Source organism: Pseudaeromonas aegiceratis, from assembly GCF_046254905.1.
Classification (GTDB): Bacteria; Pseudomonadota; Gammaproteobacteria; order Enterobacterales; family Aeromonadaceae; genus Pseudaeromonas; species Pseudaeromonas aegiceratis.
In genome coordinates, this window is record NZ_CP158016.1 from 1,749,310 (window position 1) to 1,773,261 (window position 23,952).

20 protein-coding genes are annotated in these 23,952 nt (G+C 62.0%); 6 read left to right on the plus strand and 14 right to left on the minus strand.

From position 1 onward, the window contains the following. Positions 1–49: 49 nt before the first annotated feature. From ABHF91_RS08350 to dinG, 4 genes are all read right to left on the minus strand, one after another. On the minus strand, positions 50–412 hold the full coding sequence (locus ABHF91_RS08350; RefSeq protein ID WP_409422996.1) for a DUF2750 domain-containing protein: 363 nt from the start codon (positions 410–412) through the stop codon (positions 50–52). Positions 413–498: 86 nt separating this feature from the next. Continuing rightward, positions 499–1,821 (minus strand): citrate transporter, encoded by a 1,323-nt coding sequence (locus ABHF91_RS08355; RefSeq protein ID WP_409422997.1) that lies wholly within the window; start codon positions 1,819–1,821, stop codon positions 499–501. A 27-nt stretch (positions 1,822–1,848) separates the two neighbouring features. Then, the gene (locus ABHF91_RS08360; protein WP_409422998.1) at positions 1,849–2,505 is read right to left on the minus strand and encodes a DUF2057 family protein; all 657 of its coding nucleotides are present in this window, start codon (positions 2,503–2,505) and stop codon (positions 1,849–1,851) included. A gap of 95 nt (positions 2,506–2,600) precedes the next feature. Continuing rightward, on the minus strand, positions 2,601–4,670 hold the full coding sequence (dinG, locus tag ABHF91_RS08365) for an ATP-dependent DNA helicase DinG (protein WP_409422999.1): 2,070 nt from the start codon (positions 4,668–4,670) through the stop codon (positions 2,601–2,603). A 315-nt stretch (positions 4,671–4,985) separates the two neighbouring features. Here dinG and ABHF91_RS08370 point away from each other — a divergent pair, with 315 nt between their 5' ends. Then, entirely contained in the window at positions 4,986–5,960 is a 975-nt protein-coding gene (locus tag ABHF91_RS08370) for a porin (protein WP_409423000.1), read from the plus strand. A gap of 404 nt (positions 5,961–6,364) precedes the next feature. Here ABHF91_RS08370 and asnB read toward each other — a convergent pair whose 3' ends face one another. Further along, positions 6,365–8,035, minus strand: coding sequence for an asparagine synthase B (asnB, locus tag ABHF91_RS08375; RefSeq protein WP_409423001.1), 1,671 nt, complete (start codon positions 8,033–8,035; stop codon positions 6,365–6,367). Between the two features lie 168 nt (positions 8,036–8,203). Beyond that, positions 8,204–8,956, minus strand: a complete 753-nt coding sequence (locus ABHF91_RS08380; protein ID WP_409423002.1) for an HAD-IIA family hydrolase — start codon at positions 8,954–8,956, stop codon at positions 8,204–8,206. A 139-nt stretch (positions 8,957–9,095) separates the two neighbouring features. Here ABHF91_RS08380 and ABHF91_RS08385 point away from each other — a divergent pair, with 139 nt between their 5' ends. The 3 genes from ABHF91_RS08385 to ABHF91_RS08395 all read left to right on the plus strand — a co-directional run bounded on the left by ABHF91_RS08385 (position 9,096) and on the right by ABHF91_RS08395 (position 13,997). Further along, complete coding sequence (locus ABHF91_RS08385; RefSeq protein WP_409423003.1) at positions 9,096–10,091, plus strand: adenosine deaminase; 996 nt, start codon at positions 9,096–9,098, stop codon at positions 10,089–10,091. A 61-nt stretch (positions 10,092–10,152) separates the two neighbouring features. Beyond that, a complete protein-coding gene (lpxM, locus tag ABHF91_RS08390; RefSeq protein ID WP_409423004.1) occupies positions 10,153–11,127 on the plus strand; it encodes a lauroyl-Kdo(2)-lipid IV(A) myristoyltransferase in 975 nt (324 codons plus the stop codon). A gap of 179 nt (positions 11,128–11,306) precedes the next feature. Continuing rightward, positions 11,307–13,997, plus strand: a complete 2,691-nt coding sequence (locus ABHF91_RS08395) for a family 14 glycosylhydrolase (RefSeq protein WP_409423005.1) — start codon at positions 11,307–11,309, stop codon at positions 13,995–13,997. Positions 13,998–14,061: 64 nt separating this feature from the next. Here the strand turns inward: ABHF91_RS08395 and ABHF91_RS08400 are convergent, their stop codons facing one another. From ABHF91_RS08400 to cowN, 4 genes are all read right to left on the minus strand, one after another. Next, positions 14,062–14,334: a HigA family addiction module antitoxin gene (locus tag ABHF91_RS08400; protein WP_409423006.1), complete on the minus strand. Its 273-nt coding sequence runs from the start codon at positions 14,332–14,334 to the stop codon at positions 14,062–14,064. Between the two features lie 151 nt (positions 14,335–14,485). Then, the gene (locus ABHF91_RS08405; protein ID WP_409423007.1) at positions 14,486–15,004 is read right to left on the minus strand and encodes a DUF3157 family protein; all 519 of its coding nucleotides are present in this window, start codon (positions 15,002–15,004) and stop codon (positions 14,486–14,488) included. A 31-nt stretch (positions 15,005–15,035) separates the two neighbouring features. Beyond that, positions 15,036–15,224, minus strand: coding sequence for an alternative ribosome-rescue factor A (locus ABHF91_RS08410; protein ID WP_409423008.1), 189 nt, complete (start codon positions 15,222–15,224; stop codon positions 15,036–15,038). 90 nt (positions 15,225–15,314) lie between these two features. After that, positions 15,315–15,608, minus strand: coding sequence for a N(2)-fixation sustaining protein CowN (cowN, locus tag ABHF91_RS08415; protein WP_409423009.1), 294 nt, complete (start codon positions 15,606–15,608; stop codon positions 15,315–15,317). 236 nt (positions 15,609–15,844) lie between these two features. On the opposite strand from cowN, the gene ABHF91_RS08420 reads away from it, so the two are divergent. Continuing rightward, positions 15,845–17,212, plus strand: coding sequence for a DEAD/DEAH box helicase (locus ABHF91_RS08420; protein ID WP_409423010.1), 1,368 nt, complete (start codon positions 15,845–15,847; stop codon positions 17,210–17,212). Positions 17,213–17,279: 67 nt separating this feature from the next. On the opposite strand, the gene dinF is transcribed toward ABHF91_RS08420, so the two are convergent. The 3 genes from dinF to ABHF91_RS08435 all read right to left on the minus strand — a co-directional run bounded on the left by dinF (position 17,280) and on the right by ABHF91_RS08435 (position 19,886). Then, on the minus strand, positions 17,280–18,629 hold the full coding sequence (dinF, locus tag ABHF91_RS08425; protein WP_409423011.1) for an MATE family efflux transporter DinF: 1,350 nt from the start codon (positions 18,627–18,629) through the stop codon (positions 17,280–17,282). Then, the gene (locus ABHF91_RS08430) at positions 18,626–19,129 is read right to left on the minus strand and encodes a M48 family metallopeptidase (RefSeq protein ID WP_409423012.1); all 504 of its coding nucleotides are present in this window, start codon (positions 19,127–19,129) and stop codon (positions 18,626–18,628) included. Before ABHF91_RS08430 ends, dinF begins: the two co-directional genes overlap by 4 nt. A gap of 64 nt (positions 19,130–19,193) precedes the next feature. After that, on the minus strand, positions 19,194–19,886 hold the full coding sequence (locus ABHF91_RS08435) for a metallophosphoesterase (RefSeq protein ID WP_409423013.1): 693 nt from the start codon (positions 19,884–19,886) through the stop codon (positions 19,194–19,196). Positions 19,887–19,989: 103 nt separating this feature from the next. Between ABHF91_RS08435 and ABHF91_RS08440 the strand changes: the two genes are divergently transcribed. Beyond that, positions 19,990–22,380, plus strand: a complete 2,391-nt coding sequence (locus tag ABHF91_RS08440; protein WP_409423014.1) for a diguanylate cyclase domain-containing protein — start codon at positions 19,990–19,992, stop codon at positions 22,378–22,380. Positions 22,381–22,460: 80 nt separating this feature from the next. Here ABHF91_RS08440 and ABHF91_RS08445 read toward each other — a convergent pair whose 3' ends face one another. Next, the gene (locus tag ABHF91_RS08445) at positions 22,461–23,807 is read right to left on the minus strand and encodes a DEAD/DEAH box helicase (protein ID WP_409423015.1); all 1,347 of its coding nucleotides are present in this window, start codon (positions 23,805–23,807) and stop codon (positions 22,461–22,463) included. Positions 23,808–23,952 lie beyond the last annotated feature (145 nt).

Genomic DNA, 23,952 nt, shown 5'->3' on the forward strand with positions numbered 1-23,952 from the left:
TATGGCCTAGTTTGACGACAGCGGACCAATGGGGCTGCGGGGGCGGCCGTTAGAGTTCGCTGTCGGCCAGATCCCGGGCCAGGGTCAGGGGGTCCACCTCGATGCCATCGAGATCGGCATTCCAGTTGATGCCCAGCAGCACCTGGTCATCGGCCAGATCGTTGACCCACTCCTCCATAAACTCCTCCAGGGCGATGGGGGCGGCCTGATAGTCGGCCCATTCATCCACGCAGTGGCGCTGGGCGTCGGCCTGGGCGGACCAGACGGGCATGACATCCCGGTCAGCTTGCTCGCTGGAGTCACAGACGACCCATTCGTCGTCAAACTGCAGTGCCCAGACCTGCTGGGTGTCCTGGGCTTGCTGGATAAAGAGGGCGTAGTTTTGTTGGATGTCGGCGGTGAGCTGGCTCATGGTGGTCTCGCGGCGATAAGAAAGACTCGATCCTCGCCGATCCGGCGGCCAGGTACAAGCGCGGCGCCCCATGGGCGCCGCAAAACTTACTGCTGCTGGACCTGGGCCACCGGTGCGGGATGCCTGGGCACCTTGTGATCCAAGGGGTGCCAGCCCATGGCGAACAGCAACACCACAAAGCCGATCAGATAGGCCAAGGGCACATGCCAGCCATGCTTGAGCCAGAGCACCACGGAGCGGGCCTGGGGGAACATGCCCGACAGCGCCACCCCGGCGGAGGAGCCGAACCACAGCATGGAGCCGCCGAAGCCGACGGAGTAGGCCAACACCCCCCAGTCGTATCCGCCTTGCACCAGACAGAGTTTGGTCAGGGGGATGTTATCGAACACGGCGGAGATAAAGCCCAGGCTCAGGGCCGTCTGCCAGGAGGCGGCGGGCAGTTGCTCCACCGGCATCAAGGAGGCGCAGGTCACCAGGGAGACCAGAAAGATGGTACCGGGCAGGGCGTGCTTTAGCTCGTCCCACGGGGTCTTGGTCAGCAGGGCACCGGCCAGTATGGCCACCCAAACCCCCAGGGCCGGGAAGTCGAACAGGTAGTTGGTGACGATGGCCATCACCAGGATCAGGGCGACCACCAGCAGCCGCATCTTGTCGATGTGGCTCACCTTGTCACCGGCCGGCACCATGGGCTGGTGCTTGTCCTGCTGCTTGGCGGCAATGACGCCAAACACTAGCAGGGCGATGACCGCAGCCACATAGGCGTGAACCACCTCCAGCGGGGCTACGCCGTCAATCCACATCAGGGTGGTGGTGGTATCTCCCACCACTGAGCCTGAACCACCGGCATTACTGGCCGCCACCACGGCTGCCAGGTAACCGATGTGCACCTTGCCGTTGTACATCACATAGGCCATGGCGCCACCTATCATGGCGGCGGCGATGTTATCCAGGAAGGAGCTGAACACAAACACCAGCACCAGCAGCAAGAAACCGCCACGCCAGTCGGTGGGCAGCACCCGGGGGAACCACTGGGGCAGGTTGGAGGCGTCAAAGTGCTTGGCCAGGATGGCGAAGCCGAACAAGAGGCCGATGAGGTTCAGCAGGATGCGCCATTCACCGTGGTGGTGCGCATCACCAAACAGGTGGGTGAAGAAGGAGAAGCTGTCGTCAAACAGGTACTTGACGAACAGTATGGCCATGAGGCCCAGCAAGGCGACCCACATGGTGTGGTTGTGATACAAGGCCACCCCCAGGAGGGTGGCGGCAAACAGGATAAACTCCAGGCGGATGCCCCCCAGACTGGGGACGGCGCCGTGGTGCATCAACCAGGTGACTGAGGGCAAAACAAAAAACAGCAGTGCCGCCATCACCAGTTTTGGGAAATACCAACTTAGACGATTGCTTTTCATCAGTCACCTCCCTGGTGACATGGGTGTTTATTGTTGTGAAATGATCCAGTGCTGGAACGCCTTGCGGGTCGCCGGGTCGGCCTTCATATACCACTGCTTCAGGGCTTCCAACGGCTTGTTCTCGCTGGTGGCCACGGTGCTCTGGGCACGGGTTGCCGTCGTGGTGGCGGCAGCCTGACTAGGCTCTTCCGGCAGGGGCAGGCTGTCATAAGACCAGCCCAGTGCCATCAGCTCTTCCTTATAGTCGCGGCCGATCTGCAGGCCGTCCTTCTTGGGCATCACCTTGATCTCCGCCGGGAAGGCCTTGCCACTGGCATCCACCAGCTTGACCGACTGGGTCTGCAGAAAGTCTTCGGCGGCGCGCAGGGTGCGCGGGTAGTCGAACGCCAGGGTCAGGGCCTCGTCACCCTTGACGGTGAAGTCCACGACCACGGGCTCGCCGGCGATAAGATCGGTGTCATTGCCGTTCTTGTAACTGTTCTCGAAACGAACCACCAACTGGTGACGCCCGGCGGCCAGAGGAAGGTGGCGCGTTTCGCTCAGCAGTTGCTTCTTCAAGGGGGCACCGTCAAACAGGTAGATCACGTATGGACGGGGCAGGGTGAAATGGCCATCGGCCGCCGCAACGCAAAAACTGGCGAACCACCCCAGGAACGGCAGGAGCAGCTTGATAGATAGACGCATGAAGAATCCTCGTGATAATGGATGGTTGCCCCTGTTGGGGCGGGGGTTATTTTTACAGCTTTATGGCAGAGCGGCAACGCCACAAGGGGGCTAATTCAAGGTTCAATCTTTCGACGAAAGGGTGGTAACGCTGCCAGCAGACCGGCCCCATAGGCCTTGGTGAGGACGCGGCGGTCGAGCAACACCACCCGGCCCGTGTCTTGCTCCTTGCGGATCAGGCGGCCACAGGCCTGGATCAACTTGCGCGAGGCCTCCGGGACCGTGATCTGCAAGAAGGCATTGCCCCCCCGGGCGGTGATCCATTCTGCCAGCGCCGCCTCCACCGGGGAGGTCGGCACGGCAAAGGGCAACTTGGTGATGATGAGGTTGGTGAGGTAGTGCCCTGGCAGATCCAATCCTTCGGAAAAACTGCCGGTGCCGAACAGTATGCTGGGTTGCCGATGATCGCAGCGGGTCTGGTGGAGATGGAGCAAGGCTTCGCGGGAGGCCTCGCCTTGCACCAACAGGCTGAGCCCATGCCGGGTGCGCAGCCCTTCTGCCACCGCCTGCATCTGCTGATAGGACGAGAACAGCACCAGGCTGGCACTCTGTTCCGCCAGCAGGGCGGGCAGCTTGTCGATCAAGGCGCCGGTAAAGCCTGGCGTGCTGGGTTCGCAGGGCATGCTGGGTAGGTACAATTCCGCGCGCTGATAATCGAAGGGCGATTGCAGGCGCAAGAAGCGCACCCCCTCATCGGCGAACAGGCCCGCCTGGTGACGAAAGTAGTCGAACTTGCCCAGGGCGGTGAGGGTCGCCGATACCAGGATGGCGCCGGCACAGCGCGACCAAAGCAGTCGCTCCAGCCAGCCCCCCATCTCCAGCGGGGAGGCGTGCAGGCCGTGATCCTTTTCCTTTATATGCTGTGCCACCCAGCGAGCCAGGGGCTGGCTTTCGCTGGAGGCCTTGAACAGGGTCCACAGCTGGATGGCCTGTTCGATCCGTTGGCCGGCATGACTGAGTTCCACCAGCAAGGGCTCTGCACCATGTTGGCGCAACTGCCCATCCTTGAGGCCCTCTGCGGTGAAGTTTTTCAGTTTTTCCAGGCTTCGGCGGAGTTTTTGACTGCTGGTAAGCAGCTCATCTGATAAATGCACCAGGGGTGGGGGGAGGGGCCCCAACTCGAAACGGTGCAATCCGTCCTCGCCAAACCATTCGTCCTGTTGCTGCAACCAGGCCGATAGCTGTAACAAGCCCTGTTGTTGTGCCTGCACCTCCTCGTTGAGCTGTTGGCAGGCTCCGACCAGGGCGTCCCGTTTGAGCTGCTGTGCCACCTTGTCTCCCAGGCCGGGCAGGCGGCTCAGCCAACCGCGGTGTTGCCGCACCAGCAGCTGGGCAGCGCCCTGATCCCGGGCTATGTTGGGCAGGTGGTGCGCCTCGTCAAACACATAGAAGCAGTTCTCCGGCTCCGGCAGTATCACACCGCCGCCCAGGGAGAGATCGGCCAGCAGCAAGGCATGGTTGACCACCAGCACCTGGCACTGATCCAGCTCGGCCCGGGCGCGCTGGAACGGACAGAGTCTATGGTGGGCAAACATGGGGTTACAGCTGTGGCGGTCGGCGGCGATGGCCTCCCAGGCTTGGCTGCGCACCGTCTCGGGCCAGCTGTCCAGATCGCCCGCCCAGCGGCCACTGGTATAGGCCTGCCACATGGTCTGGTACTGCTGCTTATCCTGGTCATTGGGCTTGAAGTCCAGCAGCTCGCCGAAGCTCAGATCTTGCTGGGCACCTTGGCTGGCCAGCTGTTCCAGGCGATGTTCACAACAGTAGCGTTGACGGCCTTTGACCAAGCTGTAACGAAACGGCTGGCCAACATGTTGGGCATAAAAGGGCAGATCCTTATTGATCAGCTGTTCCTGCAAGGAGAGGGTGGCGGTGGAGATCACCAGCGTCTTATTGAGCCCCAAGGCACAGGGAATGGCCGCCTGCAGATAGGCCAGAGATTTGCCGATACCGGTGCCGGCCTCGGCCACCAGCAGGCGACGGCTGCGATGATACTGGCCACAGAGCACCTTGGTGATTTCGGCCACCAGGTAATTCTGTTCCTTCCTTGGCGCAAAATTTGCTAACTCTTGACTGAGCTGGCGATAACCTTGCTGTACGGCAACTTTTATCGCATCCGGAATCATTGGGCTTCTCTCTCACGACGAGGGTGGCGCCATGATGCCAAACCCGGGGAAAAAAGTCAGAACCTAAGTGCGCGCCGTCGTGGATCCACACGGCTGCGCATTACCCTATCAGGGCGTCAGCTAACGGGATTTTCCACCACCATCTTGGTGAAATTTCATTAGATAAAGTGGTGACAATCGCAACCAGGAAAAGTTCATTTTTTTCTGTTGCTCACCTCACATTTTATATGTTAGGCTCGTCGCCATAGTGATGGAAGATTCGCTATAAACAGGGAAAACAAGGACTTAGTGTTTAATTACAGTAGGCATATCAATATGAAAAAGACGATTCTTGCAGTTGTAATTCCGGCTCTGTTTGCCGCTTCCGCCAACGCCGCCGTGATTTACGATAAAGATGGTAGCAATGTTGAGATGACTGGCCGCGCCAAGGCTAACTTCTACAACGACGCCGCCAGCTCTGAAAGCAGCTCCACTATCAATGGTGATGTTCGTCTAGGCTTCAAGGCATCTACTGCGATCACGGATGATATCAAGGGTATCGCCCGCGTTGAATGGCAGGTTGCTGCCCAATCTAGCGAAGACGGCAAGTTCAACGTTCGCCACGCCTATGCTGGTTTCGATGCCGGCAACTACGGCACCATCGTATTCGGTCAAACCGAAACTGCCTTCTATGACGTCGTAGGTGCTACTGACGTATTCAACGAGTGGGGTTCCTACGGTAACAGCTACTGGGGTTACCGTGATGGCAGCACCAACTTCGGTGGCCGTCAAGAAGGTCAAGCCGTTTACCACGTTAACTACGGTGGTCTGACTGCTGGCCTGTCTTACATCTCTTCCAACGATTCCACCAACCTGGATTACGGCTATGCCGGCGCCCTGACCTATGCCTTCGACTTCGGCCTGGGTATCGGTGCTACCGCACAGAAGTTCGAATCTCTGGATGGTCTGGCTGATCAACAAGACTGGGCTATCGATGCCACTTGGGGTTCCTACGGTGACGGCCTGTACCTGGCTGGCCTGTACAACCAATCCAAGCAAGAAACCTCTGGCGTAGAAGAGAAGATCAAGAGCTATGAACTGGCTGCCCTGTACTTCCAGGACAACTGGGGTCTGCTGAGTGGTTTCAACTACTCCAAGAATGATGACACCGATACTGAACTGACCAACGAATTCATCCTGGGCGCTCAGTACAACTTCACCAGCAACTTCTTCACCTACACCGAGTACCTGTTCGATCAACGTGATAACGCTGACGACCAATGGACTCTGGCCCTGCAATACAACTTCTAATCCAGTCGATTGTTTTGCATCAAAGGCGACCCTAGGGTCGCCTTTTTCATTGCCTGTCTCCGGCCACAGTGCACCTTGCCGCAGGCGGTGCATCGTTCGTCTTGAGCCAGGGCCTCTGTCGCCAGCTAAAAGAGGCCGATGTAATCCTGCGATAACGCCTTTCTTCTATTTACTCGCTGTGTTTTCGCTGCTTGCCCCGAATAGCCCGTCAGCGCGGGCAGTCGTATTAGGCTGGGGCCGGCCATGTCCGAGATAACAGCCATCTATCTAGCCACGGGTTTGAACCGCGTCGGTAAAGCAGGCGCGGTCAACTCGGTGTCTAGTGAGATCCATGGGGTAGTAGGGGATTAAGGACGATAAAAAAGGAGCCCGTAGGCTCCTTTTGTGTGACGGGCAGGGTCACATCACTGATGCAGTGCCTCGTTGTGCACATCCATCACGGCTCGACCGGACGGATCGGCCATCTCCTTGAACTTGGCATCCCACTCCAGCGCCGCCGGGGTAGAGCAGGCCACCGACTTGCCATACGGCACGCAGCGGGCGGCAGACTCCAGCGGGAAATGATCTTCGAAGATCTCCCGGTAGAAGTAGGCTTCCTTGGTCAAGGGGGTGTTGATGGGGAAGCGGAACTCGGCCGCGGCCATCATCTGGTCGGTCACTTCCTTCTCCACGTACTCCTTCAGGCTGTCGATCCAGGAGTAACCCACCCCATCGGAGAACTGCTCCTTCTGACGCCAGGCCACGGCGTGGGGCAGGTAGTGCTCGAAGGCTTCACGGACGATGTGCTTCTCGATCTTGCCGTTGCCGCACATCTTGTCCTTGGGATTGAGGCGCATGGCCACGTCCATGAATTCCTTGTCCAGGAAGGGCACACGACCCTCGATGCCCCAGGCGGCCATGGACTTGTTGGCCCGCAGGCAGTCGTACATGTGCAGCTGGCTGAGCTTGCGCACGGTTTCCTCGTGGAATTCCTTGGCGTTGGGGGCCTTGTGGAAGTAGAGGTAACCGCCAAACAGCTCGTCAGATCCTTCACCGGAGAGCACCATCTTGATGCCCATGGCCTTGATGAAGCGGGCCATCAGGTACATGGGGGTGGAGGCGCGCACCGTGGTGACGTCATAGGTCTCCAGGTGGTAGATGACATCCCGCAGGGCATCCAGACCCTCTTGCACGGTGAAGTGGATCTCGTGGTGGATGGTGCCCAGGTGATCCGCTACCTTCTGGGCGGCAGCCAAGTCCGGCGAGCCTTGCAGGCCCACGGCAAAGGAGTGCAGCTGCGGCCACCAGGCCTCGGATTGATCGTTGTCTTCAACGCGACGGGCGGCAAACTTCTTGGTGATGGCGGAGATCACGGAGGAGTCCAGGCCACCGGAGAGCAACACGCCATAGGGCACGTCGCACATCAGTTGGCGCTTGACCGCGGCTTCCATGGCATCCCGCAGCTCTTCCACTGAGCTGGTGTTGTGCTCCACGGCACCGTATTCCATCCAGTCACGCTGATAATACTGGGTGAGCTGGCCGTCCTTGCTCCACAGGTAGTGTCCAGGGGGGAATTCCTGCACGCTCTTGCACACGGGCACCAGAGCCTTCATCTCGGAGGCCACGTAGAAGTTACCGTGTTCGTCGAAGCCGGTGTACAGGGGGATGATGCCGATATGGTCACGGCCAATCAGGTAGGCGTCCTGCTCTGCATCATAGAGAATGAAGGCGAAGATACCGTTCAGCTCATCCAGAAAGGCCGCGCCCTTCTCCTTGTACTTGGCCAGGATGATTTCGCAGTCAGACTTGGTCTGAAACTGGAAGTCCACCGTCAGCTGCTTTTCCAGCTCCTTGTGGTTGTAGATCTCGCCGTTGACGGCCAGCACATGGGTTCGCTCGGGATTGTAGAGGGGTTGCGCGCCCGTGCTGGGATCCACGATAGCCAGCCGCTCATGCACCAGGATGGCGCGCTCGCTGCTGTAGATACCGGACCAGTCCGGACCACGGTGACGCAGGCGCTTGGACATCTCCAGGGCGCTCTTGCGCAGCGCCACGGCATCGGACTTGATGTCCAAAATACCAAAAATAGAACACATACTTCCTTTTCCTCGAATCAGCTGGGCCCCACGTTAAGCCCAAATTGTTCTTATCATTCCTCGTCCCCCAATCTGCCAGAGCGGCCAGGGGGCTTCAAGTTTAAATCCACAAAATTGCCCCTTTGCTGTCTAACTTGGGGCAAAAGGGCCAAAGCTGGGCATCGGGTGCTATACGAGTTCGATGTCGGCCACCGATTGATAGATGTGATTGGGGCGAAACGGCACCGTATCGATGTCGCTCATGCGGCTGACACCGGAGAGCACCAGTATGGTCTCGAGACCCGCCTGGAAGCCCGCCAGTATATCCGTCTTCAGGTTGTCGCCGATGATCAGGGTGTTATCCGAGTGGCTGTTCATGCGGTTGAGTGCGGCGCGGATGATCCAGGCGCTGGGTTTGCCCACATAGAAGGGTTGCCGGCCGGTCATCCGCTCTATGGGGGCGCACAGGGCACCACAGGCGGGGTACATGTTGGGACCGTGGGTATCCGGATTGGTGGCGATGAAGCGGGCCCCCTGATCGACGAAGCGGGCCGCCTGCTGGATCATGTTCCAGTTGTAGTTGCGGGTTTCGCCCACCACCACGATTTCGGGATCCACATCCGTGATGGTGAAGCCGGCCATGTAGAGTTCATGGGTGAGGGCGCCTTCGCCGATGACGAAGACCTTGCGGCCCTCCTGGCGTTTCAAGAAGTCGGCAGTCGCCATGGCGGAGGTATAGAAGCAGTCTTCGGGGACATGCACGCCGGCACCCTGGAAGCGGTTTTGCAGATCCTTGGGGGTCTGCCCCGGGTAGTTGGTGAGAAACAGCAGGCGACGATTGGCCTCGAGCAGCTGGTGCACGAATTGGTCGGCGCCGGGCACCAGGTGGTTGTTATGCAGTATGACGCCATCGATATCGCAGATGATGTTTTTCTTCTTCATGTCTGTCCTTTTCTGACGTCAGCGGGCGAGTTCGCCGAAGATATAGGCAGTGCCGAGTAAAGAAAGCGGTTCGGCTCTTTGCGGTTCCCTCAGTTATTGGCATCATGACCCAGAGCACAACGTATTGAAAGAGAAGCCTATGAAGCAGTTTATTGCCGCACTTCCCAAGGTGGAGCTGCACCTCCATATCGAAGGAACCCTGGAACCCGAGTTGATGTTTGCCCTGGCCAAACGCAATGGGATCAGCCTGCCCTATGCCGATGTGGCGGCCCTCGCCACCGCCTATGACTTTCACAATCTGCAATCATTCCTCGACCTCTATTACCAAGGGGCCGCCGTGCTGCAGACCGAGCAGGACTTCTTCGATCTGACCTGGGCCTATCTGGTTCGCTGCCACGAGCAACATGTCGTGCATACCGAGGTGTTTTTCGATCCCCAGACCCACCTAGTCCGGGGCATCGACATGGGAACCGTGGTCGGAGGCATCACGGCGGCACTGGATAAGGCCGAGCAGCAATGGGGGATCAGCAGCTGTCTCATCCTCTGCTTCCTGCGTCACCTCAGTGAGGCCGATGCCCTGGCCACCCTGGAGGCCGCCATTCCCTACCTGGATAAGATCCAGGGGGTGGGGCTGGACTCCTCCGAGGTGGGCAATCCCCCCAGCAAATTTGTCCAGGTCTTCGCCCGGGCCAGAGCCTTGGGGCTCAAGGCCGTGGCCCATGCTGGTGAAGAGGGACCGGCCAGCTACATCTGGGAGGCGCTGGATCAGCTGCAGGTCTGCCGTGTCGATCACGGAGTGCGGTCTACCGACGACCCGCGCCTGATTGCCCGTCTGGCGGAGGAACAGATACCCCTGACGGTCTGCCCCTTGTCCAACACCCGCCTCAAGGTGTTCGACCAGATGGCGGATCACAGCATATTGCGGTTGCTGGATCAGGATGTGTGCGTCACGGTGAACTCCGACGATCCGGCCTACTTTGGTGGCTACATGCAGGAGAATTTCGAGGCGCTTGCCAAGGACTTGAAGGCCAGCAAGGAGCAGCTGCGGCAGCTGGCCCTCAACGGGGTGCAGGCCAGCTGGATGCCGAGTCTGCGCAAGAAGAGGCTGATCGGCGAGATCCTGACCCTGCTCTAGTCGGGTGATCTCGGGCGGTCTTTTCTTTATCATGACCGCCCGTTTATTGCAGGGGAGTGCCATGTCTCAATCTGATCCCGTCTTCGACCACCGCTTTCAGGCGCGCTACCTTCACCCCAGGTTCTGGTTGACCTGGCTGAGCCTGGGCGCCTTGTATCTGCTGGCCTGGCTGCCGATACGGCTGCGGGATGCCCTGGCCGGCGCCCTGGCGCCCTTGGTGGTGCACTTTGCCAAGAAACAGTGCTTCATCGCCCGCACCAACTTGGCATTGTGCTTCCCCGAGCAGACCCAGGCAGAACGGGAGGCCACCCTGCTGGCTTCCATCCGGGTGGGGCTGCAGTGCTTCTTTGCCTTTGCCGAGCCCAGCTGTTTTTCTGCCCGGCGCATGCTGTCGCGCTATGCGCCCCAGGGCTGGGATCAGGTGAAGGCCGCTATGGAAGATGGCGGCCCCCCCGTCATCATTCTGATCCCCCACACCTGGGCCATCGATGCCGGCGGCATGTTCTTTGCCATCCAGGGCTACCCCATGTGCACCATGATGCACAGTGCCAAGAATGGCCTGTATGACTGGTTCATCAATCGCCAGCGGGCCAGCTATGGTGGCCGGGTGTATGAGCGCAGTGCCGGACTCAAGGCGGTGATCAAGAGCATGCGCGAAGGCCATCACTTCTTCTACCTGCCGGATCAGGACCATGGTGCGGAAGCCAGCCTGTTCGTGCCCTTCTTCGGGGTGCCCAAGGCTACCCTGCCGGCCTTGCCCAGGTTGGTGAAGCTCACCGGTGCCCGGGTCTTTCCCTTGCTGGCAGGCTATGACGCCAGCACTGGCCGCTACGATCTCGCGTTCGGCGAGGCCCTGGCGCCGTATCCCACCGGCGATCTGACGGCCGACACGGCACGCATGAATCAGGCGATCGAGGATCTGCTGGCACCGCGGGCCGAGCAATACATGTGGTTTTTGAAATATTTTCAGACGCGGCCGGAAGGGCGTGCCGTCAATTTCTACAAGGAAGGCATACGGCAGATCCGAGGGCGATAACCATTGTTATCAATAATTTAAGATGATCTTCTGCCACGTTGCCGCCGTAGATCCGCCGGCTATCTGTGAGGACCGTCACACCCGCGTCGTCTGAAAAGCCTGCCAAATTTGCAGTTTGACCATATGGCGCGACACCCTGTGACAGTTTTGCCGTCCTGCCGACTCATGAGGAGTTGAATATGTCCGCCCACACCGGCCCCTTGCAGTCCTGGGTCTACCTGGATACCGAATCCACCCGTCGTCTGGTGCAGTTACCGGCCAGCGCCGAACAGACCGCCTTGTGGTTGGATCAGCTACAGCAACTGCGCCGGCAGGGGGTGGATGCCCTGGTGGTGCCCATCCACTGGCGCTGGATCGCGCCCTTTGCACCGGAGCAGGCCAACGAGGCCGCCAGCTGGGCCGGTTATCAGCGGTTGTTTACCCAGATCCACAGCCAGGGCCTGAAGATAGTGGCGGAGGTGGCCTTCGTGGCCAGTGGCCTCAACCAGCCCAGCGCCCTGACCCTGCTGCCCGATTGGCTGTGGGGGCAGTTGCAGCAAGCCTTGCCGGATCATTTTCCCATCGACAGCCTGAAATACCTGGATCAGTACGGCCGGGACACCATAGCCGCGCTCTCCTTGTGGGCCAAGGAAGTCACACTGCCGTTTTATCGGCAATTCCTTCAGGGCATGGCCTTGCATCTCTCCAGCCAGGCGGGGGCCGTGCAGCAGATCCTCTTCGGCCTGGGCCCGGACGGGGAGTGGCGCTATCCCTGGCTGGGCCGTTATGAACCCGGCGAGCCGGCCCGGGTGTTGCCCTGTTTCAGCGAGCTGGCCCTGGCGGATCTACATAGAACCCAACTGCTGCGCCACGGCAGCGAGCTGGCCTGGTGTCAGCATTGGGGTTACCCCACTGACAGGGGAGTAAGCCATGTCGCCGACCGGCGCCAGCTGCTGTTGTGGCTGCTGGAGCAACCCGATGGCCCAGCCTGGCAGGAGTTCTTCGCCTGGTATCGCGGTTCCTTGCAGGAGTACGGCTGCCAGATCCTGGCCCTGGCCCGCCAGACCTTCACCCAACCCTGGCGGATCAAGTTGGGGCTGCGGCTGTGCGGTAGCCTGCCGCGACTCAGTGAGACGGTTCCCTTGCCGCCCGGACTTATCGCCGGTCTGCAGGGGCCGGGCGCCTCCGCCGATCCCGCGCCCTTGCTGGCGGGGCTCAAGGCGCAGCTGGGGACGGCGGAGTTGACCCTGCTGCTCCCCGGGGTGGCTCCGGCCCACGGTCAGCCAGCCAGCCCCTTGGTGCAGGCCTGGATCGCCGCCGCCGAGGCCCAGGGCATTGCGCTGATGGCCGAATGCCGCGCTGCTGAGGCACTGCAGGATCATCCCCAGTGGGACCGCCTGATCCAGGCGGTGCTGCGCCAGGGCCCCTTCCGTGGTTGGCTGTTGGGGGATCTGCCGAGCCTGATGGCCAGCGCCGAGCAGGGCCAATCCCGCCTGCGCCAGCTGGCGCGGCTCAAGCATGCCCAGGGGCAGGTGCCGCAACTGGCCAGCAAACAGTTTCGCGTCATGGGTCCCCTGCACCTCAAGGTGGCCAATCAGCGGCAGATGGTGGAGGAGGAGGACTGGTTATCCTTTGCCCAGCAACTTCGCCAGCTGCGGCGCTTGGGGGTTACCGCCGTCTCCACGGACCTGTGGTGGGGTCTGGTGGAGGGGCGGCAGCCCGGCCAGTTCGATTGGAGTTATTACGATCGCCTGGTGGCGGTGCTGGCAGAGCAGGAGATGCATTGGGTGCCCATACTGTCGTTCCACCAGGCGGGGGGCAACGTCAACGACGACTATATGCAGACCATTCCCCTGTGGCTGTGGGGCATACTGCTGCAGCGCCATCCCGAGCTGGAATCGGTGCGGGATCTGCAGTACGTCAGTGAGACAGGTGACGCCTCCATGGAGTATGTCTCTCTGTGGGCCGATCCGTACGTCACGCCGTTTTATCTCAACTTCATGACCGCCTTCGCCGCCCATTATGCCGATCGCGCCGGCATGATAGACGAGATCAACATCAGCCTGGGACCGGCGGGGGAGCTGCGCTTCCCCAGCTACAATGCCCATGACTGGGGCAACTACCCCAACCGCGGTACCTTGCAGTGCTACAGCCCGCTGGCGCAGCAGGATTGGCGTCGTCACCTGCAGACCAAGTTCGGCACGGTGGAGGCGCTCAACTACGCCTTCGGCAGTCAGTACCGCCGTCTGGAGGCGGTGCCCATGCCGTTGGCGGACAGCCTGTTCGACAACAAGCAGTACGTCTATTCGGCCTGGGGGCGGGAGTTCCTCAGCTGGTATCAGGGCTCCCTCATCCGCCATGGCCGGCAGATCCTCGAAGGGGCCCTGGCGCTGTTTGGCGACTCGCCGCTGAAGGCCGTGCCCATCGGCATCAAGATCCCCGGCATCCATTGGGAGATCAGCGATCCGGCCAGCCCGCGGGTGGCGGAGATCACCGCCGGCCTCATCGCCCCCCATCCGGCCTTGGGTCCCCACAACCAGCGGGAATACGTGCGGCTGCTGGAGGGGCTGATCGCCCCCGAGCATCGCGGCCGGGTGGTGGTGCACTTCACCTGTCTAGAGATGATCAACAAGGATTACGAGGGCTATTCCCGGGCCGCGGATCTGGTGAGCTGGTTTGCCGATGCGGCCCACGAGGTGGGGGTGTCGCTGATGGGGGAGAATGCCCTGGCGGGCGAATTGTATGGCGAGCAGGGCTGGCAGCAGATCGCTGGTGCCCTGGGGCGCAATCCCGGCTACGACGGCATCACCTTCTTGCGGATGCAGAACTTCTTTGACGACAACAAGCTGCCGCGGGAGCGGCTGGCGTGGCTGATCAATCAGTTCCAGTAGCCGTCACCTAAAGACACCTAACAACAAAAACGGCGCTGATGCGCCGTTTTTGTTTGATGTTCACTCAGCACAATGCCCTGACTTGCCTAGGGAGTTGTCTCTTGGCCTGGGCCAGGTCGTAGTTGATCTGCATGCGAAGCCAGCATTGTGCTGTGCTCATACCGGCCATTTCCAGGCGAAGGGCCAGATCGGCGCTGATAGCCGCTTGCAGCTTCGCTACGTTGGCGAGTTCCTCGCAAGACACGCCTAGCCGCAGGGCGGCCTCTTCGATGGTCAGTCCTAAGGCATTGATATTCTCATCTAATAGTTCACCGGGGTGGGGGGGATTCATCATCATCTTGTTCTCTACCGCCAGCTGAACGCAATCCTTGTGATAAAACCTATTGCCTAACGTGGTGACGGTTGCCTGATGGGCTGCATGACATCATAAGTTAGCCCCCATGAGTCATTCTTGGGAGGCGATTTAACGTAATATCAGCGACAGCGGATCAGGAGCGGCGGTTGACCTCCAGCACCTGCAGCTGCAGCAGGGGATTGGCTTCCCCGGCCGGCAAGCTCAGCCAGTCGGTGGTGTAACTTTTCTCATCGCCCTGCCGCAGATAGGTCTCCGGCAGACGGTAAGTGGATTGCCACAGCCGCAGCGGCGCCTCACCCAGCTGGACGCCCTTGGCCGAATAGAAGCGCACTCGTCCTTCTACCTGCACCACGCTGCCGGCTTGCAGGTTGTGCACCTGGAGCTTGAGCCGCTGGCGGCCGGGCTCCTGGATGCGTCCCACCAGGGCCACCGTCACCCCCTGGGCACTGCTTTGGCCCAGCAGGGCCGGCTCGGCCAGGGCCTGCTGACTGAGCTGCGGAGCCTGGCTGCCATCCTGGGCCGGCATGGTCAGCAGGTAGTGCCAGGTAAAATCGTCTTCCAAGACCACTTCCCGGCCATCGGGCAGGGTCAGTTGTGTGGTGGCCAGGGCAGGCAGACTCAGGGCAAGCAGGCAGGAGCAGAGCAGGCGCATGGGTATTCTCGCGAGGACGGGTCAGCGCAGATCAGGCGACGAGACTGAGCTGGGCTGACCATTCCCCGGTCTTATGCTTGGCGTGCCGGCGGTAGCTGCCCTTGCCCTTGTGGTTTTGCTCGACGCGACTGCGAAACAGGGGATCGGTCACCAGGGCGGCCAGGGCATTGTCGGTCACCTGACCGCGGCCATGTTGGTGGGGAAGAGGGGTCTTGCGCATGTTAGGCTCCTTGTTGCCAACGGGTGTCATAAACCATGACACGGGGCGACTAGGTTAGCCCAGCTCGCCCCGGGCAACAAGGTAAGCGGCCTAGCAGCACTCCAGCTCAAGCTTCTCCAACAGCTGCATGGCGACCTCGTCCTCGTGTTCCTCGAAAAACTCCCGCAGCTGATTGAGGTGGCTGTGGATCAGGAAGAGATCATCGGGTACCGGGCCCGAAGCCGGCCGCCGCTTGTTGAGGAAGTAGGTCCAGAAGGCATTGCACTTGGCCGGATCGGCCAGGTGAGTGAGTAAAAATTGCATCAGCTGGGCGGCATTTTGGTCGCAATCAATACCGTCGAAGCTGACGTAGCGATCGGGTTTGTTGCACAGACAGTCGGACATGGCAGACATCACCTTTGCTTGAATCACCACAAATTGTGGAAAACGGCACCGGAAAGTTGCGGCAAACCGGCACCCCAGAGAAAATCCACAAGTCCGAGGCTAGAAACGTGCCAGCTTGCTGTAAAAACACGGATCCGCCTCACATTCTGCTCGTCATGCCCGGCTAAAGGGGGTAAGCTCCCGCCTCTTTAAAGAGCCCATCGTCGTTGCGGTTGCCCGCATCCTAAAAGGTGTTTATGAGTTTTTCCTCCCTCGGACTTTCCCCGGCCTTGCTGCGCGCCGTCAGCGAACAGGGCTACAGCGAACCCTCTCCCATTCAGGCCCAGGCGATCCCCGCCGTGCTGGCCGGTCGGGATCTGATGGCGGCGGCCCAGACAGGGACCGGCAAGACCGCCGGCTTTACCCTGCCCCTGTTGCAGCGCCTGGCCGGCGGCCCGCGGGTCAAGCCCAACCAGGTGCGCGCCCTGATCCTGGCGCCGACCCGCGAGCTGGCGGCCCAGGTGGAAGAGAGCGTGCGCAACTATGGCAAGTACCTCTCCCTGCGCTCCGGTGTGGTGTTTGGCGGGGTGGGGATCAACCCCCAGATGATGATGCTGCGCAAGGGGCTGGATGTCCTGGTGGCCTGCCCGGGCCGTCTGCTGGATCTCTATCAGCAGAATGCGGTGCGCTTCGACCAGCTGGAAGTCTTGGTGCTGGATGAAGCAGACCGCATGCTGGACATGGGCTTCATCCACGACATCCGCCGGGTGCTGGCCCTGCTGCCGGCCAAGCGGCAGAACCTGTTGTTCTCCGCCACCTTCGCCGACGAGATCCGTGAGCTGGCCACTCGGCTGCTCAATGATCCCCTGTCCATCGAGGTGGCGCCGCGCAACAGCACCGCCGAGCGCATAGAACAGCTGGTCCACCCGGTGGACAAGGGCCGCAAGCCGGCCTTGTTGTGCGAGCTGATCCGCCGTCACGGCTGGGAGCAGGTGCTGGTGTTCACCCGCACCAAGCACATCGCCAACCGGCTGGCGGAAAAGCTCTGCCAGGAGGGTATCCAGGCGGCCGCCATTCATGGCAACAAGAGCCAGGGGGCACGGACCAAGGCGCTGGCCGGTTTCAAGTCCGGCGAGTTGACCGCCCTGGTGGCCACCGACATCGCCGCCCGGGGTCTGGACATCGATCAGCTGCCCCAGGTGGTGAACTTCGAGCTGCCTAACGTGGCGGAAGATTACGTGCACCGCATCGGCCGTACCGGCCGCGCCGGCGCCGCGGGCCACGCCATCTCCCTGGTGTGTGCCGAGGAGGGCAAGCTGCTGCGGGGGATCGAGAGGCTGATCAAGCAGAGTCTGCCCAAGGAGATCATCCCGGGCTTCGAGCCGGACAAGCTGACCCTGGATGCCATCGCCCAGGGCCAGGGCCAGCCGGAGCGCAAGAGCCCGCCGCCCCGCCGCCAAGGCCAGGGTCAGGGCCGTCGTCCCCAAGGTGCCGGCAACAAGCCCCAGGGTCAGACCCAGGGCCGCAACGCCCAGGCCAAGCCCGCCACCGGCAATCAGGCGGACAAGCCCGCCGGCAATCGCCCACGTCGCCGTCGCCCGCAATCCGGCAATCCGTCGGCATAAGGCGCGAGTCACAGCTAGCAAACAGGCCACCCTAGGGTGGCCTGTTGCGTTGTGGGCTCAGCAAAATCTAGTTGGCGCGCGACAGCGCGGGGTCCGGGAGCAAGGCGCGGCCAGCATGATGCCGATATCGCCAGATCCAGGCCAGGGTCAGGGCTCGCAGGGCCAGGAACAGGCTCATGGCCAGCCAGAGGGCATGATTGCCCAACCAGGGCAGGGTGAGCAAGGCCAGGGCAAAGCCCAGGGTGGCCAGCAGCAGGCTGTTGCGCATGGCCCGGCCATCGGTGGCGGCCACGAAGAGGCCATCCCACAGGTAGCTCCAGACCCCGATCAGCGGCAGGCACCAGTGCCAGGGCAGGTAACTCTGGGCCAGGGCCAGCAGCGCCGGCTGATCGGTCAGCAGGGCGAGGAGGTGGTGGCCCCACAGCAGGTAGGCCATCCCCAACCCCAGTGCCACCATGGCCCCTTGCCGACAGGCCGCCCGCCAGTAAGCCTGCAGCCGATCGAGTCGCCGGGCACCCAGGGCCTGGCCGCACTTGATCTCCACCCCATAGGCCAGGGCATCCAGGGCGAAGGCGCTCAGGGTGAGCAGGTTCAGCAGCAGGGCGTTGGCCGCCAGATAGTCGCTGCCCAGCCGGCCCCCCAGCACGGTGAGGCTGGCAAAACAGCCCTGCAGCAGCAAGGAGCGGATCAGCAGATCCCGGTTGAGTCGCAGCAGCGGCGCCAGCTCGCCGCGAACCTGGGGCAACAGTTGCCAAAGCCGAAAGCCTCGCCGGGCCAGCTCGCGGCGCACCAGCAGCAGGCCGGCCAGCAGCATCAGATAGTCGGCCAGCAAGGTGGCCTGCGCCACCCCCGCCACCTGATGCCCCAGCCCCACCACCAGATACAGATCGAGCACTATGTTGCAGACGTTGCCCAGGATGAGCAGCAGGACGGGCCCCCTCAGCCGCTCCAGCCCCAGCAGCCAACCGTTGATGGCCAGGTTCGCCAGCGCCGCCGGCGCCGCCCACCAACGCCACTGCAGATAGACAGCCGCCTGTTGCTGCACCTGGGGCTCGGCGCCGCTGATCTGCAGCAGCAGGGGGATGATCAAGGGACTCAAGACGCTCAGCAGGCCGCCGGCCAGCAGGGCCAGGGCCAGGGGCTGGGCCAGGGCCTTGAGGATGGCGAGCCGATCGCCGGCGCCCTTGGCCTGGGCGGTGCGGCCCGTGGTGGCCATGCGCAGGAACAGCAACAGCATGAAGACGAAATTGGTGGCTGTGGTGCCCAGGGCCACGCCGGCCAGGTAATGGGGCGCGGCCAGATGGCCCACCACGGCGGTATCCACCAACCCCAACAGGGGGACGCTGAGGTTGGAGATCAGCATGGGTAGGGCGATGCGCCACAGTTGGCGATCCGTGGCACCAAAGGCCCAGCTCATTGGCCGCGCTCCAGACTCTGCTGGGTCAGGTAGAGCCGCAGATCCAGCTCCAGCTGGTGGTAATCGGGTTCCATGTGACAGCAGAGCTGATAGAAGGCCTTGTCGTGCTCCTTGTGCCGCAGGTGGGCCAGCTCATGGACGGCGATCATGCGCAGGAAGGGGGCCGGGGCCTCGCGAAACAGGCTGGCGATCTGGATGCTGGACTTGCTCTTCAGCCGGCTGCCCTGTACCCGGCTGTGGCTCAGGTGCAGCCCCAGGGCGTGTTTGACCAGGTTGATCTTGCTGTCGTAGCTGACGCCGCTCAAGGGCGGTGCACTCTTCATGTATTGCTGCTTGAGGGCCTGCACGTAACCAAACAGCGCCTTGTCACTCTGAATGGCGTGATGATCCGGCGGATATTTTTGGCGCAGCCAGGGTCCCAGGCGGTCCTGGTCGATCAGGCTGCGCACCTGGTGGAGCAGGCTGTCGGGATAGCCGGCGAGAAAGGGTAATGCGGTCATGGGGGCCTCGTGTCTGAGGGGGCATTATTGTGCAGGGCGCAGACGCGAGCAAGCCTGGGCAGGCCTACAACCAGTCGCGCACCGGCAGCAGACTCAAGGGTCCACCCAGGTAGGCGCCGGTATCCAGCCACAACAGGTTGCCGCGCTTTAACGGCGCAGGCAGGGGGGTATGTCCCAGGCAGAGCAGATCCAGGCCCTGCATCCTGGGCTGGTAGTCGGGCTCGGCCATGACGCGACGCAGTCGGTTGCGCTGCCAGAGCAGCTGCTGGCAAAAATCAGGGTCCGGTTGCGTCAGCAGTTTCCGCCGCAGTTCAGGCCAGGTCAGCACCACAGGATCGCCATGCACCAGGCCGACCCGAGCCCCGTCAGCGAGCCGGCACTCCAACGCCAGGGGGAGGGCGGCGATGCGCGGTAACCAGGCAAGCAGGTTTCGCCGCTGGGCGGCGGATAGCGCCCGCCACCAGGTGCCGCCGTTGTATTGCCACAGCGCCATGGCCGCGGGATCGTATCCCCGCAGGGCATCCAGTAGCATGCGCTCGTGATTGCCCATGACGGCATGAAACCAGGGACAGGTCAGCAGCTGCAGGCAGGCCAGGCTATTGGGGCCCCGGTCCACCAGATCACCGACGCTCAGCAGAAGATCACCGCGGTCGGGAGTGAAGTCCACCCGGTGCAGCGCCCGGCGCAAGGCCGGCAGACAACCATGGAGATCCCCCACCACGAAGGCCCGTCCCGGGCATTGAAATGTGCCATACATGCCGACCTCCGGTGTGCCCTGCGTCACTCCTTGGACCGTTGCGGATGACAGCTGTGGGTTATGCCATATGCTTTGGGTAAGTATGGAGAACAACAGGCCGCCTATGCGTTTCGATCTCAAACATCTACCCAGTCTGCGTAGCTGGATGCTGATAGGGGTACTGTGCAGTGCCTTGCTGCCGTTATTGCTCACCATAGGGCTCATCGGCGACTTCATGGACAAGCGGGCGCGCCTTCACATCCTGGCAGACCTGCGCCAGACCGGGCAATTGTTTCAGGATGGGCTGGATCTGCGCCTGTCGGAGCGACTCAATGATCTGACCGTGCTGGCCAACCTGCTGCTGGAGCAGGGGGAGGCCCCAGGGCAAGACGACAACCTCTACGCTTTTGTGCGTCGCAATAATCCCGATCTGCTGTGGCTGGTGCGCCTCAACGCTCAGGGGCAGGTGCTGCACGCCTCCCACGCCATCTTGCGGGGACAGCGCCTCGCGCACTGGCGCAATCGCAGCCAGCCTGGTGTGCTGGGCCCCATGGAAGAGTGGCTGGCCGAACCGCCCAAGCTGGCCAGCGATGACAGTTGGCAGGAGTTGCAGCTGTATCTGCCGACCCCTGAGTTGCCCGGCGGAGGAGGCTTGATGGTCGGTATCGATATGGAAAGCCTGAGTTGGCTCGGTAACGGCATCCTCAGCCACACCTCGGACCCGAACCAGACCGAGTTGTTCCTCATTGATGCTGACGGCGGCATAGTGGTGAGTTCGCGCCCGAGCAGGGAGACCCATCTGCAGACCTCGCTGGTTCATCGGCTGCTGGCAGATGATAACCGCACCGAGCCGATCCCCTGGGACTCTCAGCATGAGCCCTGGTTCACCGAGGTACTGGTGATGCAGGCCCAGGGCGGCCTGCAGATCCCGGACTGGTACATCATAGTCCGGCGCCCGGCCTCGGTGGCCCTCCGCGAACTGACGAAGCTGCGGGATGACATCCTCCTGGTGAGCATGTTCGCCATGGGCCTGCTGATCTGGTTGGCCGTCGTCCTCTCCCACCGCCTCACCGGCCCCTTGGGCACGCTGGCCGCAGCCATCGAACACCCCAAGGCCGACGCCGTGCCCCTGGTGGCCGGCTATCATGAGGTCTGGCTGTTGTCACGTGCGCTGCGGCAGATGCAGCGCAACCAGCAGGCACAGCGGCAGGCATTAGCCGATCTGAATACCAGGTTGGAGCAACAGGTGCTGAGTCGCACCGAGGAGCTGCATTCCATCTTGCAGCATGCCACCAATGTCTATATCAGTCTGGATGCCCAGGGTCAGGTGATCAGCTGGAATCATCGCGCCGAACAGCTGTTTGGCTGGACCAGTGACGAGCGGCTGGCCCGCCCCCTGCCGGCTGACCTCCTGCCCGCCGCTGAGATGGCCTGGATCCAGCGTCGTCTGCAGCGGGAGTCCGTCGATGCGACCGACGATCTGACCCACAGCGCCGAGGCCCTGATCCAGACCCGGGCTGGGGTCGGCGTCTGGGTGCACCTGGTGGGCTGGCTGACCCCCGCCGGTGCCCTGAGTCGGATCAACCTGATCCTCACCGACATCAGCGAGCTGGTTCGGCAGCGGGAGGCCCTGCTGGCCAGCCAACGACGCCTGGAGACCATCACCAATAACCTGCCGGCGCTGATCGCCTATATTGACCAACAGCAGTGCTACCGCTTCAGCAATGCCACCTATGAGGCTTGGTATGGCTGGAGCGCGGCCCAGATGCAGGGTAAGCGGTTGGATGAATTGTTCGATGGGGCAGAGATGGCAGCCATGGCGCCCTATGTGCACGAGGCCCTCGCCGGTGAGGTGCAAAAGTTTGAACGGTTGCACCAGCGCAATGGGGAGGTACAACACCTGCAGTCCACCTATATCCCAGATCGTGACGAACTGGGCCAGGTGCGGGGTTTCTACCTCTTGACCCTGGATATCAGCGCCAGCAAGCAGCTCGAAGAGGCACTGCAGCAATTGGCATTGCAGGATGTCCTCACCGGGCTACCCAACCGGCGGGCCATGCTGAGCCAACTGCCCGATGCCATGGCGCGCGCGGATCGCTCCGGTCTGCCGCTGGCCGTGCTGTTTATGGATCTGGACGGCTTCAAGGGGGTGAACGATCGGCTGGGGCACGATGCGGGCGACGACGTATTGCGGGAGTTCGCCCTGCGCATACGCCGTCAGGTACGGGAGGTGGACCGCCTCTACCGCCTGGGAGGGGATGAGTTCACCCTGGTGCTGGAAAACCTGCATGCCGCCCCGGACGAGGCATTGATGATAGGGGAGCAGATCTGCCAGGCCATGGCGGCTGATTTCTATCTGGCCGCGGGTCAGGTGCACCTGACCACCAGCATAGGCGTGGCCCTCTACTGGCCTCACCAGATGCGGGATGTGGACGCCTTGGTGGCCAGCGCCGATGCGGCCATGTATGTCGCCAAGCGGGCGGGCAAGAACCGGGTCCGACTGGCCACCGACTGAGCCATAAACCCTAAAATAAAACGGCCTCCCGTGGCGTTACCACCGGGAGGCCGTTTTGTTGTGACAGGCGAGGCGGGCGTTTAATCCCGCTTGCGCCGCACCGGGGCAAAGCCGCCCCTGTCTTCATCCGGGCGGGGGGCGCGCAGCGGCCGGTCAGACTGGCCCATGGCCAGCGGCGGCTCTGCCGCCGCCGGTTTATGGGGTTTGGCCTGGCGCTGTGGTTTGCGCGGTTTGGCGGGGGACTGGGGCCGCGGCTTGCGCTCCTTGAGGCCGGTGAAGCGCGGTTCAAGCCCGGGAAGTTGCATAAACTCGCAGCCCGACGGGTCGAGCCCCAGCAGGCGCAGTACCGCCTGGAAGCTGGCCCAATCCTTGGGACCCACCAGGGAGAGGGCATCGCCCTTGGCGCCGGCGCGGCCGGTCCGGCCGACACGGTGTACATATTCCTGGGGGGCCTTGGGCATGTCGAAGTTGATCACCAAGGAGACATGCAGCAGATCCAGGCCGCGGGAGGCGATGTCGGTGGTGAACAGCACCCGGTAATGGCCGCGGGCAAAGCCATCCATGATGGCATTGCGCTCGCTTTGCTTGAGTTCACCGGAGAGGGCCACCGCGGTCAGCCCCCATTGCTGGCACCACAGGGCCAGGCGCTCGGTATCGCTGCGGGTGGCGGTGAAGACGATGGCCTGCTCATAGGCCTCGTCCTGCAGCAGGCGGGCCAGCAGGGCCTGCTTGTGGTCCAGGTGATCACACAGCAAGAAGCGCTGGCGGATGTCGGCGTGCAGCTGCTGCTCCTGGCCGACCGTGATGCGCTTGGGCGCCTTGAGCAGGTGTTCGGTCAGGGCCTCAAACTGGGTGTGGGCCAGGGTGGCGGAGAACATCAGGCTCTGGCGCAGCCGGTGATTGGCCGCCTCGTTGATCTGACCCAGCTCCTTGGCAAAGCCCAGATCCAGCATGCGATCCGCCTCGTCCAGGATCAACAGCTCCACGCCACCCAGGTGCAGGGCACCCTGTTCGTGATGGTTGGCGATGCGGCCCGGCGTCCCCACCAGGATCTGGGGATCCCGCGCCAGCAGCTTGACCTGATCGTTGTAGTTCTCCCCCCCCAGGATCAGACCGGCCTTGAGATTGCTGCCGGCAACCAGCAGCCGCAGCTGGGCATAGACCTGCTTGGCCAACTCCCGGGTGGGGGTCAGGATCAGGGCCCGGGGCCCGCGAGGCGTCAGGCTGCGCTGGGTCAGCAGCCGATGCACCATGGGCAGCAGGAAGGCGAGGGTCTTGCCCGAGCCGGTCCGCGAAGAGGCGGCCACGTCTTGGCCGGCCAGGATCAGCGGGATGGCCTGTTGCTGTATTTCTGTGGTCTGGGTAAAGCCCAGGTGCCCTATGGCATCCTGCAGGCGCTTGTGGAGCGTCAGTTCATCAAATCGCAAGGTCTGGCCCGTGAAAAAGAGAGGGAAGGATTACAAGACGCACATTGTACGCCATGGCCCGGGTGGTGACGACCCTAAATGGCCATGAGGGTCATTGGGATTGGTCGTTGACACCGGATGGAGCTTGCCACTAGATTGTGCAGCT

Coding starts and splice junctions, on each gene's coding strand:
- ABHF91_RS08395 (WP_409423005.1), top strand. CDS start 11,307: ATGTCCGCCCACACCGGCCCCTTGCAGTCCTGGGTCTACCTGGATACC.
- ABHF91_RS08405 (WP_409423007.1), bottom strand. CDS start 15,004: ATGCGCCTGCTCTGCTCCTGCCTGCTTGCCCTGAGTCTGCCTGCCCTG.
- ABHF91_RS08410 (WP_409423008.1), bottom strand. CDS start 15,224: ATGCGCAAGACCCCTCTTCCCCACCAACATGGCCGCGGTCAGGTGACC.
- ABHF91_RS08355 (WP_409422997.1), bottom strand. CDS start 1,821: ATGAAAAGCAATCGTCTAAGTTGGTATTTCCCAAAACTGGTGATGGCG.
- asnB (WP_409423001.1), bottom strand. CDS start 8,035: ATGTGTTCTATTTTTGGTATTTTGGACATCAAGTCCGATGCCGTGGCG.
- lpxM (WP_409423004.1), top strand. CDS start 10,153: ATGTCTCAATCTGATCCCGTCTTCGACCACCGCTTTCAGGCGCGCTAC.
- ABHF91_RS08400 (WP_409423006.1), bottom strand. CDS start 14,334: ATGATGATGAATCCCCCCCACCCCGGTGAACTATTAGATGAGAATATC.
- ABHF91_RS08370 (WP_409423000.1), top strand. CDS start 4,986: ATGAAAAAGACGATTCTTGCAGTTGTAATTCCGGCTCTGTTTGCCGCT.
- ABHF91_RS08440 (WP_409423014.1), top strand. CDS start 19,990: ATGCGTTTCGATCTCAAACATCTACCCAGTCTGCGTAGCTGGATGCTG.
- dinG (WP_409422999.1), bottom strand. CDS start 4,670: ATGATTCCGGATGCGATAAAAGTTGCCGTACAGCAAGGTTATCGCCAG.
- ABHF91_RS08380 (WP_409423002.1), bottom strand. CDS start 8,956: ATGAAGAAGAAAAACATCATCTGCGATATCGATGGCGTCATACTGCAT.
- ABHF91_RS08385 (WP_409423003.1), top strand. CDS start 9,096: ATGAAGCAGTTTATTGCCGCACTTCCCAAGGTGGAGCTGCACCTCCAT.
- ABHF91_RS08420 (WP_409423010.1), top strand. CDS start 15,845: ATGAGTTTTTCCTCCCTCGGACTTTCCCCGGCCTTGCTGCGCGCCGTC.
- cowN (WP_409423009.1), bottom strand. CDS start 15,608: ATGTCCGACTGTCTGTGCAACAAACCCGATCGCTACGTCAGCTTCGAC.
- dinF (WP_409423011.1), bottom strand. CDS start 18,629: ATGAGCTGGGCCTTTGGTGCCACGGATCGCCAACTGTGGCGCATCGCC.
- ABHF91_RS08430 (WP_409423012.1), bottom strand. CDS start 19,129: ATGACCGCATTACCCTTTCTCGCCGGCTATCCCGACAGCCTGCTCCAC.
- ABHF91_RS08350 (WP_409422996.1), bottom strand. CDS start 412: ATGAGCCAGCTCACCGCCGACATCCAACAAAACTACGCCCTCTTTATC.
- ABHF91_RS08435 (WP_409423013.1), bottom strand. CDS start 19,886: ATGTATGGCACATTTCAATGCCCGGGACGGGCCTTCGTGGTGGGGGAT.
- ABHF91_RS08360 (WP_409422998.1), bottom strand. CDS start 2,505: ATGCGTCTATCTATCAAGCTGCTCCTGCCGTTCCTGGGGTGGTTCGCC.